Origin of the sequence: Streptomyces nidicola (genome assembly GCF_050106155.1) — a bacterium.
Lineage (GTDB): Bacteria > Actinomycetota > Actinomycetes > Streptomycetales > Streptomycetaceae > Streptomyces.
In genome coordinates, this window is record NZ_JBNBPI010000001.1 from 8,986,204 (window position 1) to 9,000,538 (window position 14,335).

General features: G+C 72.1%; 15 protein-coding genes. 8 read left to right on the forward strand and 7 right to left on the reverse strand.

What is annotated here, in order from left to right; genetic code table 11:
• Positions 1 to 40 precede the first annotated feature (40 nt).
• Positions 41 to 1,012, reverse strand: coding sequence for a helix-turn-helix domain-containing protein (locus tag ACOKM3_RS40555; RefSeq protein ID WP_426906301.1), 972 nt, complete (start codon positions 1,010 to 1,012; stop codon positions 41 to 43).
• Positions 1,013 to 1,082: 70 nt separating this feature from the next.
• On the opposite strand from ACOKM3_RS40555, the gene ACOKM3_RS40560 reads away from it, so the two are divergent.
• Positions 1,083 to 2,609, forward strand: coding sequence for an alpha/beta fold hydrolase (locus ACOKM3_RS40560; protein ID WP_426906302.1), 1,527 nt, complete (start codon positions 1,083 to 1,085; stop codon positions 2,607 to 2,609).
• A gap of 12 nt (positions 2,610 to 2,621) precedes the next feature.
• On the opposite strand, the gene ACOKM3_RS40565 is transcribed toward ACOKM3_RS40560, so the two are convergent.
• Complete coding sequence (locus ACOKM3_RS40565; protein WP_426906303.1) at positions 2,622 to 3,497, reverse strand: LysR family transcriptional regulator; 876 nt, start codon at positions 3,495 to 3,497, stop codon at positions 2,622 to 2,624.
• Between the two features lie 68 nt (positions 3,498 to 3,565).
• Here ACOKM3_RS40565 and ACOKM3_RS40570 point away from each other — a divergent pair, with 68 nt between their 5' ends.
• Positions 3,566 to 4,462, forward strand: coding sequence for an EamA family transporter (locus ACOKM3_RS40570; RefSeq protein WP_426906304.1), 897 nt, complete (start codon positions 3,566 to 3,568; stop codon positions 4,460 to 4,462).
• On the opposite strand, the gene ACOKM3_RS40575 is transcribed toward ACOKM3_RS40570, so the two are convergent.
• A complete protein-coding gene (locus tag ACOKM3_RS40575) occupies positions 4,441 to 5,772 on the reverse strand; it encodes an MFS transporter (protein WP_426906305.1) in 1,332 nt (443 codons plus the stop codon). The two genes, ACOKM3_RS40570 and ACOKM3_RS40575, sit on opposite strands and share 22 nt — an antisense overlap.
• 170 nt (positions 5,773 to 5,942) lie before the next feature.
• On the opposite strand from ACOKM3_RS40575, the gene ACOKM3_RS40580 reads away from it, so the two are divergent.
• The 3 genes from ACOKM3_RS40580 to ACOKM3_RS40590 all read left to right on the forward strand — a co-directional run bounded on the left by ACOKM3_RS40580 (position 5,943) and on the right by ACOKM3_RS40590 (position 8,894).
• Positions 5,943 to 7,121, forward strand: coding sequence for a mandelate racemase/muconate lactonizing enzyme family protein (locus ACOKM3_RS40580; protein ID WP_426906306.1), 1,179 nt, complete (start codon positions 5,943 to 5,945; stop codon positions 7,119 to 7,121).
• Between the two features lie 3 nt (positions 7,122 to 7,124).
• Complete coding sequence (locus ACOKM3_RS40585; RefSeq protein WP_426906307.1) at positions 7,125 to 8,051, forward strand: dihydrodipicolinate synthase family protein; 927 nt, start codon at positions 7,125 to 7,127, stop codon at positions 8,049 to 8,051.
• A 102-nt stretch (positions 8,052 to 8,153) separates the two neighbouring features.
• A complete protein-coding gene (locus tag ACOKM3_RS40590) occupies positions 8,154 to 8,894 on the forward strand; it encodes an IclR family transcriptional regulator (RefSeq protein WP_426906308.1) in 741 nt (246 codons plus the stop codon).
• 51 nt (positions 8,895 to 8,945) lie between these two features.
• Here the strand turns inward: ACOKM3_RS40590 and ACOKM3_RS40595 are convergent, their stop codons facing one another.
• The 3 genes from ACOKM3_RS40595 to ACOKM3_RS40605 are packed head-to-tail and all read right to left on the reverse strand — an operon-like array spanning position 8,946 to position 10,568.
• Positions 8,946 to 9,248 (reverse strand): hypothetical protein, encoded by a 303-nt coding sequence (locus ACOKM3_RS40595; RefSeq protein ID WP_426906309.1) that lies wholly within the window; start codon positions 9,246 to 9,248, stop codon positions 8,946 to 8,948.
• A gap of 31 nt (positions 9,249 to 9,279) precedes the next feature.
• Positions 9,280 to 10,146 carry an NmrA family NAD(P)-binding protein gene (locus ACOKM3_RS40600; RefSeq protein WP_426906310.1) on the reverse strand — a complete coding sequence of 289 codons (867 nt, stop codon included), beginning with the start codon at positions 10,144 to 10,146 and terminating at the stop codon, positions 9,280 to 9,282.
• Complete coding sequence (locus ACOKM3_RS40605) at positions 10,143 to 10,568, reverse strand: nuclear transport factor 2 family protein (RefSeq protein WP_426907019.1); 426 nt, start codon at positions 10,566 to 10,568, stop codon at positions 10,143 to 10,145. The genes ACOKM3_RS40600 and ACOKM3_RS40605 overlap by 4 nt, the downstream gene beginning before the upstream one ends.
• Positions 10,569 to 10,737: 169 nt before the next feature.
• Here ACOKM3_RS40605 and ACOKM3_RS40610 point away from each other — a divergent pair, with 169 nt between their 5' ends.
• Entirely contained in the window at positions 10,738 to 11,331 is a 594-nt protein-coding gene (locus tag ACOKM3_RS40610) for a TetR/AcrR family transcriptional regulator (protein WP_426906311.1), read from the forward strand.
• A 15-nt stretch (positions 11,332 to 11,346) separates the two neighbouring features.
• On the opposite strand, the gene ACOKM3_RS40615 is transcribed toward ACOKM3_RS40610, so the two are convergent.
• Positions 11,347 to 12,186: a helix-turn-helix transcriptional regulator gene (locus ACOKM3_RS40615; RefSeq protein WP_426906312.1), complete on the reverse strand. Its 840-nt coding sequence runs from the start codon at positions 12,184 to 12,186 to the stop codon at positions 11,347 to 11,349.
• Positions 12,187 to 12,327: 141 nt separating this feature from the next.
• Between ACOKM3_RS40615 and ACOKM3_RS40620 the strand changes: the two genes are divergently transcribed.
• Together ACOKM3_RS40620 and ACOKM3_RS40625 are read left to right on the forward strand one after the other, a co-directional pair.
• Complete coding sequence (locus ACOKM3_RS40620) at positions 12,328 to 13,296, forward strand: SDR family oxidoreductase (protein WP_426906313.1); 969 nt, start codon at positions 12,328 to 12,330, stop codon at positions 13,294 to 13,296.
• A 150-nt stretch (positions 13,297 to 13,446) separates the two neighbouring features.
• Entirely contained in the window at positions 13,447 to 14,331 is an 885-nt protein-coding gene (locus ACOKM3_RS40625; RefSeq protein WP_426906314.1) for an NAD-dependent protein deacetylase, read from the forward strand.
• The last annotated feature ends 4 nt before the right edge of the window (positions 14,332 to 14,335 follow it).

The window sequence follows — 14,335 nt, forward strand, 5'->3', positions numbered from 1 at the left end:
AGGTAGCTCGCAGGGGGCGCGGGGGCAGTCGATCGCGAGGTCAGGCGCCGGCGAGCTGCGTGTCCAGCGCCGCGAGGAGCCAGTCGTGGGCCGTGCCCGGGGTCGGCTCCGGTTGCGCGCCGTCCGGGGTGGTCAGTTCCGCCACCAGGTCCCAGTAGCGGTCGAGGCGCGGATCGGAAGCGAGCTGCCGGGAGAGGCCGCGGCGGAAGGCCGGTGTGTCGCGGGACCTGGTCACACTCGCGTACGTCGTGACGAAGCAGTCGAGTGCCTCGCCCGGCGCGGGGGCCCCGCCCGCCCGCATGGGCTTCGCCGCCAGGTCGTAGGACTCGGCCAACCCGGCGTACAGCACGGCGGATTCGCGCGCGCCCGCCGTGCGGTGCGCGGCGGGCTGTGTGGGCCCCGTGTCCGGCGAGCACGGGCGTGACACCAGCGCGCACAGCCGGGCGAAGGCGAGCACCTGGCCCGGGGACGGGGAGTCGGGAGGTGTCGGAACGGTCGCCTCCAGAAAGGCCGTTCGCGAGGCGGTCGGCATCCGTGGTGGCAGCCAGGCCCGCCAGAACCTGGCCAGTGGCGCCGTGCTCGGCGGCGTATCCAGCGAACCGACGAGTCGCAGCCGGTCCGCCCGCTCCTGGGGCGGGCACTCCTGAACGAGGCGCAGCGCCGCCTCTTGCCAGCGCAACTCGCTGAGCCGGGAGCCGATCGTCCGCAGCTGGCCCGCGACGGCGTCCTCCAGCGCACCGTCCGCCCCCGCCCGCTCGTCGACGATGCGCCGCACCTCGGGGACGGGCAGCCCCAGTCCGCGCAGCGAGCGGATCGTCCGGAGCCGGTCCAGCGCGTCGGCGCCGTACCGGCGGTGCCCGCCCACGCTGCGGGCGCGCTCCGGGAGCAGTCCGTTGTCGGAGTAGAAGCGGACGGTCTTGACGGTCGTGCCCGCGTGCTCGGCGAGCTCACCGATGCTCCACAGTCCGTCGGACGAGCCGGATTCCGCGGGCGAGTCGATCGGCAGGTGCACTTGAACCTCCCTCAGGGGGAGTTCCTAACGTACCCGCCATCGCTGACAGCCACTGATGGAGGACGTGGAGATGACGGAGTTCGTGCTGGTGCCGGGCCTGTTCACGGGCCAGGCCGTGTGGCGGGACACGGCCGGGAAACTGGCGGCCGAGGGCGCGCGGGTCCAGGTGGTGGACGTCGGTCCGGTCAGGGACCTGGAAGCGCACATCGCAAGGGTCGTCGCGGCCATCGACACCATCGCGGAGGGGCAGGACATCGTCCTCGTCGGGCACGACTACGGCGTGTATCCGGCGGTGGGGGCGGCGGACCGGCGGGCCCACCGGGTCGCGCGGATCGTGTACCTGGACACCGGGCCGGTGCAGGACGGCGCCGTGGCGCTCGCCGCGGTCCCCGACCAGGAACTGCGCGAGCGCCTCGCCGAGGACGGGGACATGAAGGGGGAGCTGCCGGTTCCGTCCCGGGAGGAGTGGTCGCGCTGGGGGAGCACCGCCGGGGTGTCAGGCGAGGCCCTGGACCGGCTGACCGCGCACGCCTCGCCCCAGCCGCTCGGCACCCTGCTGCGACCGCTGCGTCTGACCGGCGCGGGGGACGGCCTGCCGACCACGGGAGTGCTCTGCGCGGAGAGCGGCGCGACCATCGACACGGTCCGCATGCTGCTGCGCTTCGGCGACCCGACGATGAAGGCGCTCGTCCGCCCGGACGTGACCTTCTTCGAACTGCCCACCGGGCACTGGCCGATGCTGTCCTGCCCGGACGAGCTCGCCGACGTGCTGCTGCGAGCGGCGGCCGGCGAAGGCACTCGCCTCGAAGCCGTGGGCGAGGAGGAAGCGGGCGAGGAGGAAGCGGGGGAGTCCGGATACCTCCGGCCGTTCCTCCTGGACGTACCGGAGATCCCGCGCGAACGGCGCGGCGCCATCGACCTGTACGTACCCGAGGGCGGCCACGTTTCCGAGGGCACGGAATCCGGGGAGCCGCGCCCGGCGATCGTGTTCGTGCACGGCGGCCCCGTGCCGGAGGACGCACGACCGACACCGCGCGACTGGCCGACGCTGATCGGCTACGCCCGCCTCGCGGCATCACGGGGCGCGATCGGGGTGACCCTCGACCACCGGCTGCACGCGGTCACCGCGTATCCGACGGCGGCAGAGGACGTGGCTGCCGCGGTGGCCGAGGTGCGCGCGGATCCGCGGGTCGACGCGGACCGGATCGCGCTGTGGTTCTTCTCCGGCGGCGGCCCTCTCACAGCGCCGTGGCTGGCCGAGGCCCCGCCGTGGCTGCGGTGCCTGGCGGCGAGCTATCCGATCATGGCGCCGCTGCCCAACTGGGGTGTCAACGACTCCCGGTTCCGGCCCGCGGACGTGGTCGCCCACGGGGGAACGCCGCCCTTCGTCCTCATCCGGGTCGGCCGCGAGGCCCCCGCGGTCGCGACGACGGTGGCCGAGTTCGTCGGGGCGGCCGAGGCGGGCGGCGCCCCGGTCGAGGTGATCGACGTACCGGGGGCGCCGCACGCCTTCGAGGGCCTCGATCACAGTGACGCCGCGCGGGATGCGGTGGGGGAGGCGATGGGCCGGGTGCTGGGACGGTTGGGCCTGGAGTGACGGGACGTACGCTCAGCCTCCGTACAACTCGGTGAGCAGCGCGATGGCCGCGTGCGTACTGGGATGAGGATCCCGCTCGTCCCAGATCACCCGCACCGGCACCGGATCCGCGCCCGACACCGGGCGGAACACGACACCCTCGCGCCGGTACTGGGCGACGGTGGCCTGCGGGGTGACGCCGACGCGGCGGCCGGTGGCGATGGCGGCGAGCCAGTCGTCGACGTCGGCCGTGTACTCGACGTCGCCGTGCGGGTCGCCGGGCCACAGGTCGGCGGTGGTCGTGCCGGTGCGCCGGTCCACGACGACGGTGCGCTCGCGGATGTCGGCGAGGGGGACGCGGCGGCGCCTGGCCCAGGGGTCGTCGGCGGCCATGACGACGTAGCGGGGCTCGTGGCCGACGACGGCTGACGCGTACCGGCGGCGCAGATCGGTCCGGTGGCGTACGACGGCCAGGTCGCCGGCCTCCTCGGCGAGTCCGCCGGTGGGGCTGTTGTGCCGCACCAGGAGCAACTCGACGTCCGGGTACCGCTGGTGCCAGCGGCGCTGGAACTCGGTGGTGTGCCGCCCGAACGCTCCCCAGGCGTGCCCGATCCGCAGCCGCGTATGGCCCGTGGTGGCCTCGCGCACGAGGTTCTCGGCCTCGCCGAGCAGCTGCCGGGCGCGGTGGACGACGCGGACGCCGGTGGTGGTGGGGGTGACGGCGCGGCTCGTGCGGTGCAGGAGGCGCACGCCGAGCACGGTCTCCAGCGCGTGCAGGGTGCGGGACACCGAGGCCTGGGAGACGCCGAGTTGGATCGCGGCGTCGGTGAAGCTGCCCGTGTCGAGGATCGCGAGCAGACAGCGCAGATGCCGCAGCTCGAGCCCGGCGAGCCCACTTCCTTCATCCATACGCTCAGCGTATCCGAGCGCCATGCCATGCATTTTGCGTATATGCCGAGCAAGGCGAATCTCGCCCCATGGCGACCACACCCCACCCCTCCACTGCGGCTACCGAACCCTCCCCCCACGTCGGCGGTGTCGCGCTGATGCTCGGCAGCGGCCTGTCGAACCAGCTCGGAGCGTCCCTGGGTGCGCTGGCCTTCCCCGTGCTCGGCCCCGCGGGAGTCGTGGCTGTACGTCAATGGGTCGCCGCCGTGGTGCTGTTGACGGCGGGCCGCCCGCGCATACGGAGCTTCACCGCCGCCCAATGGCGCCTCGTCCTCGCCCTGGCGGCGGTCTTCGCCACGATGAACCTGACGCTGTACCTGGCCATCGACCGGATCGGCCTGGGCCTCGCGGTCACCCTCGAATTCCTCGGCCCGCTCACCGTCGCCCTCGCGGGAACGCGCCGCCGCCTGGACCTGCTCTGCGCCCTTGCGGCGGCATCGGCGGTCGTCGTACTCACCCGCCCACGACCGAGCACGGACTACCTCGGCATCGCGCTCGCCCTGGTCGCCGCGGTGTGCTGGGGCTGCTACATCCTGCTCAACCGGGCCGTCGGCCACCGCCTGCCCGGCCTCCAGGGCTCGGCCGCGGCGGCCGGTGTCTCGGGCCTGCTCTACCTGCCGATCGGCCTCACGGTCCTGCACCTGCACCCGCCGACCGTCACGGCCCTCCTCTGCGCCCTGGCGGCGGGCATCCTCTCCTCGGCGGTGCCGTTCCTGTCCGACCTCCTGGCCCTGCGCCGCGTCCCCGCCCGCTTCTTCGGCATCTTCATGAGCGTCAACCCACTCTTCGCGGCCCTCATCGGCCTCCTCATCCTCGACCAACACCTCGACCACCTCGCGTGGTTGGCGATCGCCGTGATCGTGGGGGCGAACACGGTCGCGGTGGGGACCGGTGGGCGAGCCGCTCAGCGGGCGACCGACATCTGAACCCGAGGGCCGGCGGTCTCGCGCACGCCCAGCACGACCGTGACGAGTGTGACGAGGCCCGCGGCCATCAAGTAGTAGGAGGGGGCCAGGTCGTAGCCGGTGGAGGTGACCAGCCAGGTGGCGATGTACGGTGCTGTGCCGCCGAAGAGGCTGACCGAGATGTTGTACGGGATGGCGATGGCGCCGGTGCGGATCCGGGCCGGGAACAGTTCGGCCATGCTGGCGTTGACCGCGCCGTCGTAGGCGGCGATGGGCAGGCCGAGGATCACCATCGCGACGATCGCGAGCACGGCGTTCTCGTACGACATCAGGAGCAGGCAGGGCCAGGCGAGCAGGATCAGGCCGAGGGCGCCGGCGATGAGCAGGGGCTTGCGGCCGACCCGGTCGGAGAGCAGCCCGGCGCACGGGATGAGCACGGCCACGGCTCCCATGCAGATCGTCGAGGCGGCGAAGGACTGGGCCTGGCTGAAGTGCATGGTGTCCGTGAGGTAGCTGACCATGAACGTCTGCAACGTCCAGTGGGCGACGCCCTTCAGGACGATGACACCGGCGAGGATCATCATCGGTCGACCGCTGGTGCGGAACGTCTCCTTGATGGGTGAGTCGGCGACCTCGCCCGCCTCCTCCAGGCGCCGGAACTCCGGGGTGTCGTCGAGCTTGAGCCGCAGATACAGACCCGCGATGCCCAGGGGCAGTGCGAGGAGGAACGGGATCCGCCAGGCGTACGACGCCATTTGGTCGTCACCGAACGTCAGCGAGAGCACGAGCGCCACACCGGCTCCGCACACGAAGGCGACGAAGCCGAGGGCGGCGCCGTAACTCGTGTAGTAGCCGCGGCGGTTGCGCGGCGCGTACTCGAACAGCAGGCTGACCGCACTTGATGTCTCGCCGCCCGCCGCGAACCCCTGCACCAGGCGGGCAAGTACGAGCAGTAGGGGAGCGGCGGCGCCGATGCTGGCGTACGTGGGCAGCACGCCGATGGCGAACGTCGACGCCGAAGTGACGAGCACGGTGATGGCGAGGACACGGTTGCGCCCGACGCGGTCGGCCAGCGGGCCGAAGTAGAGCGCGCCGATCGGCCTGATGGCGAAGCCGACGGCGAAGATGGCGAACGTCGACAGGAGCGCCGCCGTCCGGTCGCCGTGCGCGAAGAAGTTCCCGGCGATGACGGACGAGAGCGTGCCGTAGATGCCGATGTCGAACCACTCGACGAAGTTGCCGATGCTGCCCGCGACAAGGACCCGCTTCGACGGCGTCGCATCGGCGGGATCGGTGTCGGGGGCGGAGGGCGCTGCGGTCTGCTCGGGCATGGGGGCCTCGCATACGGATGGGTCGGACAACGCGGGGTGCGATAACGCCGGAGCCGGGCACATTGCCTCAGCGTTGAGCGTTCATGGCCACGATGTTAACCATGCTTGCTCTATTTACAAGGCCTATGCAGAATGTGGATTGTCCAAGCAAGACGATGGAGGGAAGCGGCATGGCCCGAATCACCGAGGTGCTCACCCACGTACTGAAGCTGGAGGGATCACGGGCCTACCTGGGACGCCTGGACGACGGGCAGGAGCTCACGCCGGAGCGCGGCTACGTCGTACGAGAGCCCTGGCGCAGCCTGTACTCGGGGCGATTCGAGACCCTCCTGGTGGAGATCCGCACGGACGAGGGCTGCACGGGCTGGGGCGAGGCGCTCGCGCCGGTCGGCCCAGAGGTCCCGGCCGCCGTCGTGGACCGGCTGCTGGCCGACCAGCTGATCGGCCAGGACCCCACGCGGGTCCGCCCACTGTGGCACCGCATGCGTGAGCTGATGCGGGAGCGCGGGCACCTGACCGGACACCAGGCCGACGCCATGGCCGCCGTCGACATCGCCCTGTGGGACCTGCACGGCAGGCTGACCGGCCTTTCGGTGGCCGAACTGCTCGGCGGCGCCCACCGGGACCGCGTCCCCGCCTATGTCTCCGGCCTGCCCGAACCGACCGACGAGGAGCGTGCCGCGCTCGCCGCCTCGTACGCGAACCAGGGCGCCACCATGATCAAGCTGGCGCTCGGCAAGGGCATCGAGACGGACCTGGCCACCTACGACGCCGTGGCCGCGGCGGCCCCCGGTGTGCGGCTCGCGGTGGACGCCCACTGGGCGTACTCCATCGGCGAGGCGCTGACCCTCGGCCAGGAGCTGGACCGGCGCGGCGCGCTGTTCTTCGAGGCGCCGCTGGCACCCGAGGACGTCGAGGGGCACCGGGAGTTGGCGGGCCGCATCACCACACCGGTCGCCGTCGGCGAGGCGATGCGCAACCGCTACGAGTTCGCCGACTGGATCGGCCGCCGCGCACTGCGCCTCGCCCAGCCCGACGTCGCCCGCACCGGCATCACCGAGGCCCAGTCCATCGCGGAACTCGCCGCGGCGGCGCACCTTCCGGTGGCCTGCCACCACTCGGTCGGCCTGGGCGTGGCCCTGGCCGCCGGGATCCAGCTGAGCGCGGCCGTCGAGAACTCCCCGTTCTTCGAGTTCCAGGCCGACTCCCTGTCCGTCGCGCAGAGCATCCTGCGCACCCCGATCGACGCCCGCCCCGACGGCTACGTGCTGCCCACCGGGCCGGGCCTCGGCGTCGAGGTGGACGCCGAGAAGATCGCCGAACTCGCCGAACTCGCCAAGGAGAGCTGAATCGTGCCCGCACTGCCCCAGGGCCTGATGCCGATCCTCGCCACCCCCTTCACCGACAGCGGAGAGCTGGACGTGCCGTCGCTGCGCTCGCTGGTCGAGTTCGAACTCGCCTGCGGTGTCGACGGTCTCGCCGTCTTCGGCATGGCCAGCGAGGGCTTCGCCCTCACGGAGGCCGAACGCGCCACGATCCTGCGCGAGGTGCGCGCCGTGGCAGGACCGGAACTTCCGCTGGTCGCCGGCGTCAATGGAACGAGCACCGTCACCTCGCGCGAGCTCGCGCTGCGGGCGGTCGACGGCGGCGCCGACCACCTCATGGTCCTGCCCCCGTTCCTGACCAAGCCCTCCCCGGCGCAGGTCGTCGAGTTCTTCGCCGAGGTGGCCGCCGCGACCGACGCCTCCGTCATGATCCAGGACGCGCCGGGGGTGACCGGGGTGTCGATGAGCGTCGAGCAGATCGTCTCCCTGGCAGCCGAACCCCACATCACTTCGGTGAAGGTGGAAGTGCCCTCGCCCCCGGCCAAGGTGGCCGCCGTCGCCGCCGCGACCGGCTCCGACTTCGCCGTACTGGGCGGCCAGAACGCCCAGTACCTCCTCGACGAACATGCGAACGGCGCGGTCGGCACCATGCCGGCATGCGAGTTCTCCGACGTGTTGCGCGACGTCCTCGACGCCCTGGACCGGGGCGACCGGAGCCGGGCGCGGGCGCTGTTCGCGAACGTTCGGCCGCTCGTCCACCTCGGCGTGCGCGCGGGGCAGGCCTGGGCGGTCCACAAGGAGGTCCTGGTGCGCCGCGGGGTGATTGCGTCCTCGCGGGTCCGGCTGCCCGCGGCGCCCCTGGACGTGGTCACGCGCCGGGCACTCGAGGAAGTCCTCGAGGACATCGCGTGGGCGCCCCGGGATGCCTCCGCCGCCGCCTCCGCCGCCGGCTAGACCGGATCACCCTGCGGATTCCGGGGGTCGATCCGCCCGCGAGGATGTAGCATCCACGATATGGATGCTACATCTCGTGCCGCTGGGATCGGGACCCAGAGCGTGGAACGCGCCCTCTCGCTGCTCACCTACTTCACCGAGGAGCAGCCCGAGCGCCGGATCGCGGAACTCGTCGAACTCTCGGGGCTGGGCCAGTCGACGGTCTCCCGCCTCGTCGGCGCGCTCGAATCGCTCGGCTACCTGGCCCGCGACGAACGCACCGGCCTGCACCGGCTCGGCCCCCGCCTCGTCGGCCTCGCCGGCATCGCCCTCAATCAGTCCCCGGTGTTCCGCGCCTCGCGCCAGGTCGCGCAGAACTTCGCGCACGAGACCGGCCTCGGCGCGAACGTCGCGGAGCGTCAGGGCGACCAGATGTTCTACCTCTGCCACTTCGAAGGCCCGCGCACCCAGCGCTCCTTCACGCTCACCGGCCGACTCGCCCCCCTGCACGCCACCGCCATGGGCAAGGTGCTCCTGTCCGGCCTGAAGGGCGACGAGGTCGAGGCGCTGATCGGCCCCGAGTACTCCTCATACACCGCGCACACCCTCACCACCCTCAAGAGCCTCCTCAAGGACCTCGACGAGGTACGCGGCCGCGGCTACGCGACGGAAGTGGAGGAGCTGGCACTCGGGCGCGCCTGCCTCGCGGTCCCGGTCCGCGACCGCTCCGGTGACATCGTGGCAGCGCTGTCGGTCTCCGGCTCCCTGTCGGCGCTCGACCTGGCAACCCGGGAACGCGAACTCGCGGGCAGGGCCATCGAGTACGCGGACCAAGTGTCGTCGGCGCTCGGGTATTTGCACTGAGGGGCCGAGGGTGGCTGGGTCGCTACGTGTACTGAGGGGCCGTGCGCCGGATCACTCCTCCCACCCGGCCGTCGCGGCGGCCCGCTCCCGCCACTGACGCGCGCCCCGGCCACCCGGCTCCCACCGCTCGCAGAAGCGGCGCAGTTCCTCGCATCTGGCCAGCATGGCCGTCCGGCGCAGCGGCCAGGGTGGCACCTCGTCGCCGTAGGAGCGGAAGAAGTGGCCGAGCGCGTAGGGGAGAAGCGTGCGTTCGCGGTGCAGTCTCAGTTCCGCGTCGGGGCCGTCGTAGGTCTTCTCCACGGTCGCGTCGTTGGTGAGAGTGCGGTTGGTGTAGCCGTGCTTCAGTGGACGCATGTGCCGATCATCGGCCACGGCGGCGTGAGGGTCAGGCGGCGTGCCGTAGTTCGTGATCGAGGAGGGTGCGGAAGCTGCGCGGGGGGCGGCCGGTGACGCGTTCGACGGTGTCCGTGGTGCGGTCCTCCGATCCTTCGGCGATCGCACGGTCCATGGCGGCCAGCATCGCGGCGAACGCTCCCGGGAGCTCCGCCGCGAGGCGGGCGCGCAGTTGCTCGTAGGAGAGTTGACGGTGGGTCACGGTGCGGCCGGTGGCCTCGGTGAGGAGCGTCGCGATGTCGTCGTAGGTGAGGGATTCGGGGCCAGTGAGTACGAGATCGGTGTTGGGGGCGACGTCGTCGGTCAGGGCGCGGACGGCGACGGCCGCGATGTCCTCGGCGTCGATGAAGCCGACCCGGCCGCTCCCTGTCGCGGTCCGGATGACACCCTCCTCGCGGATGCTCACGGCGTGTACGTGCGCGCCGGTGAAGTTCTGCATGAACCAGGAGGGCCGCAGCACCGCCCAGTCGTCGAAGAGCGTGGGCAGCTCCTGGTGGACCGCCCCTACCGCCGGTCCGCCCTCGGGGACGGCCGAGGAGCTCAACAGCACCGCGCGGTGGACGCCGGCGGCGCGGGCCCGTCGAAGGAACGGCAGCATGACCGCCGCAGGGTCGAAGTCGCCCACGGGCGGTACGAGGTGGACACGGTCGACTCCGTCGAGGGCGGCGTCGTGGGTGGTGGGCTCGTACCAGTCGAAGGCGACCGGCTCCGTGCCGGGGACCGGGGTCGCGCGACGGCCGGCGGACTTGACGTGATGGCCGGCCGCCGTGAGCTGTGCGGCGACGCGGCTGCCCGTGGTGCCGGTGGCGCCGATGACCAGGGTGGTGCCGGTGGGCCGTGCGCTGTCGGTGGTGGTCATCGGGTGCTCCCGGCGAAGTCGGCGCCGTCCTGCTGGACGACCAGGGGATTCCAGTAGTCGCGGTAGGACGTGATGTGTCCGTCCTCGACCGTGACCACCGCGACGTAGGTCATGTCGAGAGGCCCGTCCGGCTCCACCAGGCGGCCGACGGCGCGCATTTCGACCACGATCGTCCGCGGGTCGGTGGTCTGATGGATCCGCAGTTCCGGGAAGTCGTGCAGGTCGATGTGGTCGGGATAGTGGCGCATGTACGAGGCGACGGCTTCCCTGCCGTCCAGTCGCCGCGGCCAGCCGGGAGGAGCGAAGGGGAACTCCATCACGCCGTCCTCGGCCCACAGCTCGACCCAGCCGGCGATGTTCTTGTCCAGGAGCAGCTGCAGGCTGTGGCGGTACAGCTCCGCCGGAGACGTCGGTGCGGACACCGGTGTGGGCGTGGGCGTGGGCGTGGGCATGGGTGTGGGCATGGGTGTCCTCCAGAGCGTAGGATCGGGATCCGGACCCAGGGTCCGGATTTAAAAGGTAGCGGACCCGTGGTCCGTTTTGCAATGACGGTGAACACGGCGACCAGATGGCAGCCACGAGAGGAATCGCATGCCCGAGCGCAAGCCCCGCAAGGACGCCGCCCGTAACCGGGAGGCCGTCCTCGCGGCCGCCGACGCGCTGTTCGCCCGTGGTACGAGCCCCGAGGACATCACCATGGCCGACATCGCGGCGGAGGCCGGCGTCGGCAAGGGGACTCTTTTTCGCGCCTACGGCGACCGGTCCGGGCTGCTCCGCGCGCTGTACGAGGCGCGGCTCGAACCGGTCACCGATGCTGTCGAATCCGGACCCGCGCCGCTCGGCCCCGGCACCCCGGCGCAGGAGCGTGTCCCCGCCCTGCTCGACGCCGTGCTGTGCTTCAAGCTGGACAACCGGCGCCTCGCGCTGGCCCTGGAAGGAAGCGGGAGCGGCAGCCCGTACCAGGCGGAGCACTACGAGCGGTGGCACGGCCTGCTCCGCTCCGTACTGGAGCAGATTCCCGGTCTGACCGACGGCGACTTCACCGCCCACGCCCTGCTGGCCGCCGTCCGCGCCGACCTCGTCGAGTACCTGGCCGGACAGGAGGGTCTGCCGCGTGAACGGATGCGGGCCCAACTGGCGGACTTCGCGGCGCGTGTCATGGCCGGCGCGGCCAGCGGGTCCTGAGACCGCGTCGCTGTCTCAGCGGAGCGCCTGCGCTCCTATGACGGACAGCAGTTGCAGCTTCTCGTGGCTCTCGCTGCCGGGGACGGCCGTGTAGACGAGGAGCAGATGCGACTGGGCAGGGTCGACGAGCGTCTGGCAGGTCAGTTCCAGCGCGCCGACCTCGGGGTGGACGAAGCGCTTCACCTCGTGGGGGCGGATGCCGACCTCGTGGTCGTCCCACACGCGACGGAACTCCTCGCTCTGGGCGAGCAGCAGGTCGGCGTAGTGGGCCGCGCGGGAACCGGGCCCTCGGAGCGTCGCCACGCCCCGCAGACCCGAGACGAACATGCGGGTGAGGAAGGCGTGCTCCTCGGGGGCGTAGAGCCGGCGCGTGGCGGGGTCGGTGAACCAGCGGTAGCCGATGCTGCGGGCGGGACCCGTGTGGACGGTCTGGTCTCCGGTCAGGGCGACGCCGAGCGGGGTCTGGCGCAGTGTCTCGCCGAGCTCGGTGACGATCTCCGCGGGGGTGTCGTGAAGGCGGTCGAGGATGCGCAGCAGGCCGGGGCCGATGTGCGCGCTGTCCGCGCCGCGCGGCGGTGGGGTGTGGCCGGCGAGCCGGAACAGGTGGTCGCGCTCGTCGAGGGAGAGGTGGAGCCCCTGCGCGATGGAGGCGATCATCTGCTCGGACGGGTGGGGTCCGCGTTCACGTTCCAGCCGCGCGTAGTAGTCGGTCGACATGTGGCACAGCGCGGCCACTTCCTCCCGGCGCAGTCCGGCCGTCCTGCGGCGTCGTCCGCGCGGGAGGCCCACGTCCTCCGGCTGCAGCGACTCCCTGCGGCGCCGGAGGAACTCCGCGAGGCCGGTCCTGTCGATCACCCGTGCCTCCATCGCCGTACGCGGCGCCGTCCGCGCCTGTCCTGACGTCCCTTTCTACCGCCCGCGCGGCGCGGTAACCACGGACTGTCGATCCCCCCTTCACCGGTTGCCGTCGGCTCGGCACCGGTCGAAGCTCTGGGCATGCCACGCCAACCCATCGACATCACCGTCCCCGACCTGTCCGGCAAGCGCGCCGTCGTCACCGGAGCGAGCGACGGCATCGGGCTCGGCCTCGCCACGAGGCTCGCCGCGGCCGGGGCCGAAGTGCTGCTGCCCGTGCGCAATCCGCGCAAGGGCGAGGCCGCGCTCGCCGGGATCCGCGAGAAGGCGCCGCACGCGAACGTGTCGCTCGGCGAGCTCGACCTGTCCTCGCTCGACTCCGTCGCGGCCCTCGGCGAAACCCTGCGGGCACAGGACCGGCCGATCCACCTGCTCATCAACAACGCCGGCGTCATGACCCCGCCCGACCGACAGACGACCGCCGACGGTTTCGAGCTGCAGTTCGGCACCAACCACCTCGGCCACTTCGCCCTGGTCGCCCACCTGCTGCCGCTGCTGCGCGCCGGCCGCGCACGGGTGACGTCGCAGGTCAGCGTCGCGGCCAACCAAGGCGCCATCAACTGGGACGACCTCAACTGGGAACGTTCCTACGACGGCATGAAGGCCTACAGCCAGTCGAAGATCGCGTTCGGTCTCTTCGGCCTCGAACTCGACCGGCGCAGCCGCGCCCACGACTGGGGCATCACCAGCAACCTCTCCCACCCCGGCGTCGCCCCGACGAACCTGCTCGCCGCGCGCCCCGAGGTCGGCCGCGCCGAGGACACCATGGGCGTCCGCCTGATCCGGGCGCTGTCCGCCCGCGGCATCGTCGTCGGGACGGTCCACAGCGCGCAGCTCCCGGCCCTCTACGCCGCCACGTCCCCCGACGCCGAGCGCGGCCGGTTCTACGGGCCGCGCGGAATCGGGCACATGGGCGGCCCGCCCGCGGAGCAGAAGCTCTACTCGCGCCTTCGTGGAACGGAGGAGGCGGGGCGTGTGTGGGAGGTCTCCGAGGAGCTCACGAAGGTGACCTTTCCCGACGGGGAGCAGACCCTCCTCCGAGGGGAGTAGACCCTTTTCCGAGGGGAGTAGACCCACCCCCGCGGGGAGTGGACCCACCCTCGCGGGAGCAGGGGAGACCTGCTCGTGCGCCGAGCCGCCGACCGTGCGGGCCACGCGAAGGGGCGGCATCCCGGCGGGCGCGTACGTAAGCTGGCCCGCATGCGTACCCGACCGACTCTGACCTGGGAACCGTCCGGCGACCTGCCGCCCGCCACCACCGATCTGGCCCCCGTCGTCGAGGCCGTGCGCGCGGGCGGGGTCGTCGTGCTGAGCGGGGCCGGGCTCTCCACCGAGTCGGGCATCCCGGACTACCGCGGTGAGCACGGTTCGCTACGGCAGCACACCCCCATGACGTACCAGGAGTTCATCGGGAGCGAGCAGGCGCGGCAGCGGTACTGGGCGCGCAGTCAGCTGGGCTGGCGGGCCATGATCCGGGCCCGGCCCAACGCCGGACACCTCGCCGTGGCCGAACTGGCCGAGGCGGGCCTGATCACCGGCGTGATCACGCAGAACGTCGACGGACTGCAGCAGGCCGCAGGCGCCCCGGACGTCATCGAACTGCACGGGAGCCTGAGTCGGGTGCTCTGCCTGCACTGCCGCGCCTTCACCACCCGCGCGGAAGTCGACCGGCGACTGCGCGAGGCCAACCCGCACTTCGAGGCCGAGTCCGAGCGGCACCGCTCCGCTCGGGTCAATCCGGACGGCGACGTGGATCTGCCCGACGAGGCCGTGCGCGACTTCCGGGTCGTGCCGTGCGCGGCCTGCGGCGTCGGGGTGCTCAAGCCGGACGTCGTCTTCTTCGGCGAGAACGTTCCGCCCGAGCGGGTCACCGCCTGCCGGGAGCTCGTCGCCGGGGCCACCTCGCTCCTCGTCCTGGGCTCCTCGCTGACCGTGATGTCCGGCCTCCGGTTCGTGCGCCAGGCCGCGGACGCCGGAACCCCGGTCCTGATCGTCAACAACCAGCCCACGCGCGGCGACCGCTGGGGTGTACGGGTGGAGCTGCCCTTGGGGGAGGCGTTGCGGGACGTGGTGGCGGGGGTCTGAGCCC

What these genes read in the sequence shown, in the direction of transcription:
- ACOKM3_RS40565 (WP_426906303.1), bottom strand. Translation starts at nt 3,497, where the DNA reads ATGGATGAAGGAAGTGGGCTCGCCGGGCTCGAGCTGCGGCATCTGCGC.
- ACOKM3_RS40560 (WP_426906302.1), top strand. Translation starts at nt 1,083, where the DNA reads ATGACGGAGTTCGTGCTGGTGCCGGGCCTGTTCACGGGCCAGGCCGTG.
- ACOKM3_RS40580 (WP_426906306.1), top strand. Translation starts at nt 5,943, where the DNA reads ATGGCCCGAATCACCGAGGTGCTCACCCACGTACTGAAGCTGGAGGGA.
- ACOKM3_RS40570 (WP_426906304.1), top strand. Translation starts at nt 3,566, where the DNA reads ATGGCGACCACACCCCACCCCTCCACTGCGGCTACCGAACCCTCCCCC.
- ACOKM3_RS40625 (WP_426906314.1), top strand. Translation starts at nt 13,447, where the DNA reads ATGCGTACCCGACCGACTCTGACCTGGGAACCGTCCGGCGACCTGCCG.
- ACOKM3_RS40620 (WP_426906313.1), top strand. Translation starts at nt 12,328, where the DNA reads ATGCCACGCCAACCCATCGACATCACCGTCCCCGACCTGTCCGGCAAG.
- ACOKM3_RS40600 (WP_426906310.1), bottom strand. Translation starts at nt 10,146, where the DNA reads ATGACCACCACCGACAGCGCACGGCCCACCGGCACCACCCTGGTCATC.
- ACOKM3_RS40575 (WP_426906305.1), bottom strand. Translation starts at nt 5,772, where the DNA reads ATGCCCGAGCAGACCGCAGCGCCCTCCGCCCCCGACACCGATCCCGCC.
- ACOKM3_RS40610 (WP_426906311.1), top strand. Translation starts at nt 10,738, where the DNA reads ATGCCCGAGCGCAAGCCCCGCAAGGACGCCGCCCGTAACCGGGAGGCC.
- ACOKM3_RS40595 (WP_426906309.1), bottom strand. Translation starts at nt 9,248, where the DNA reads ATGCGTCCACTGAAGCACGGCTACACCAACCGCACTCTCACCAACGAC.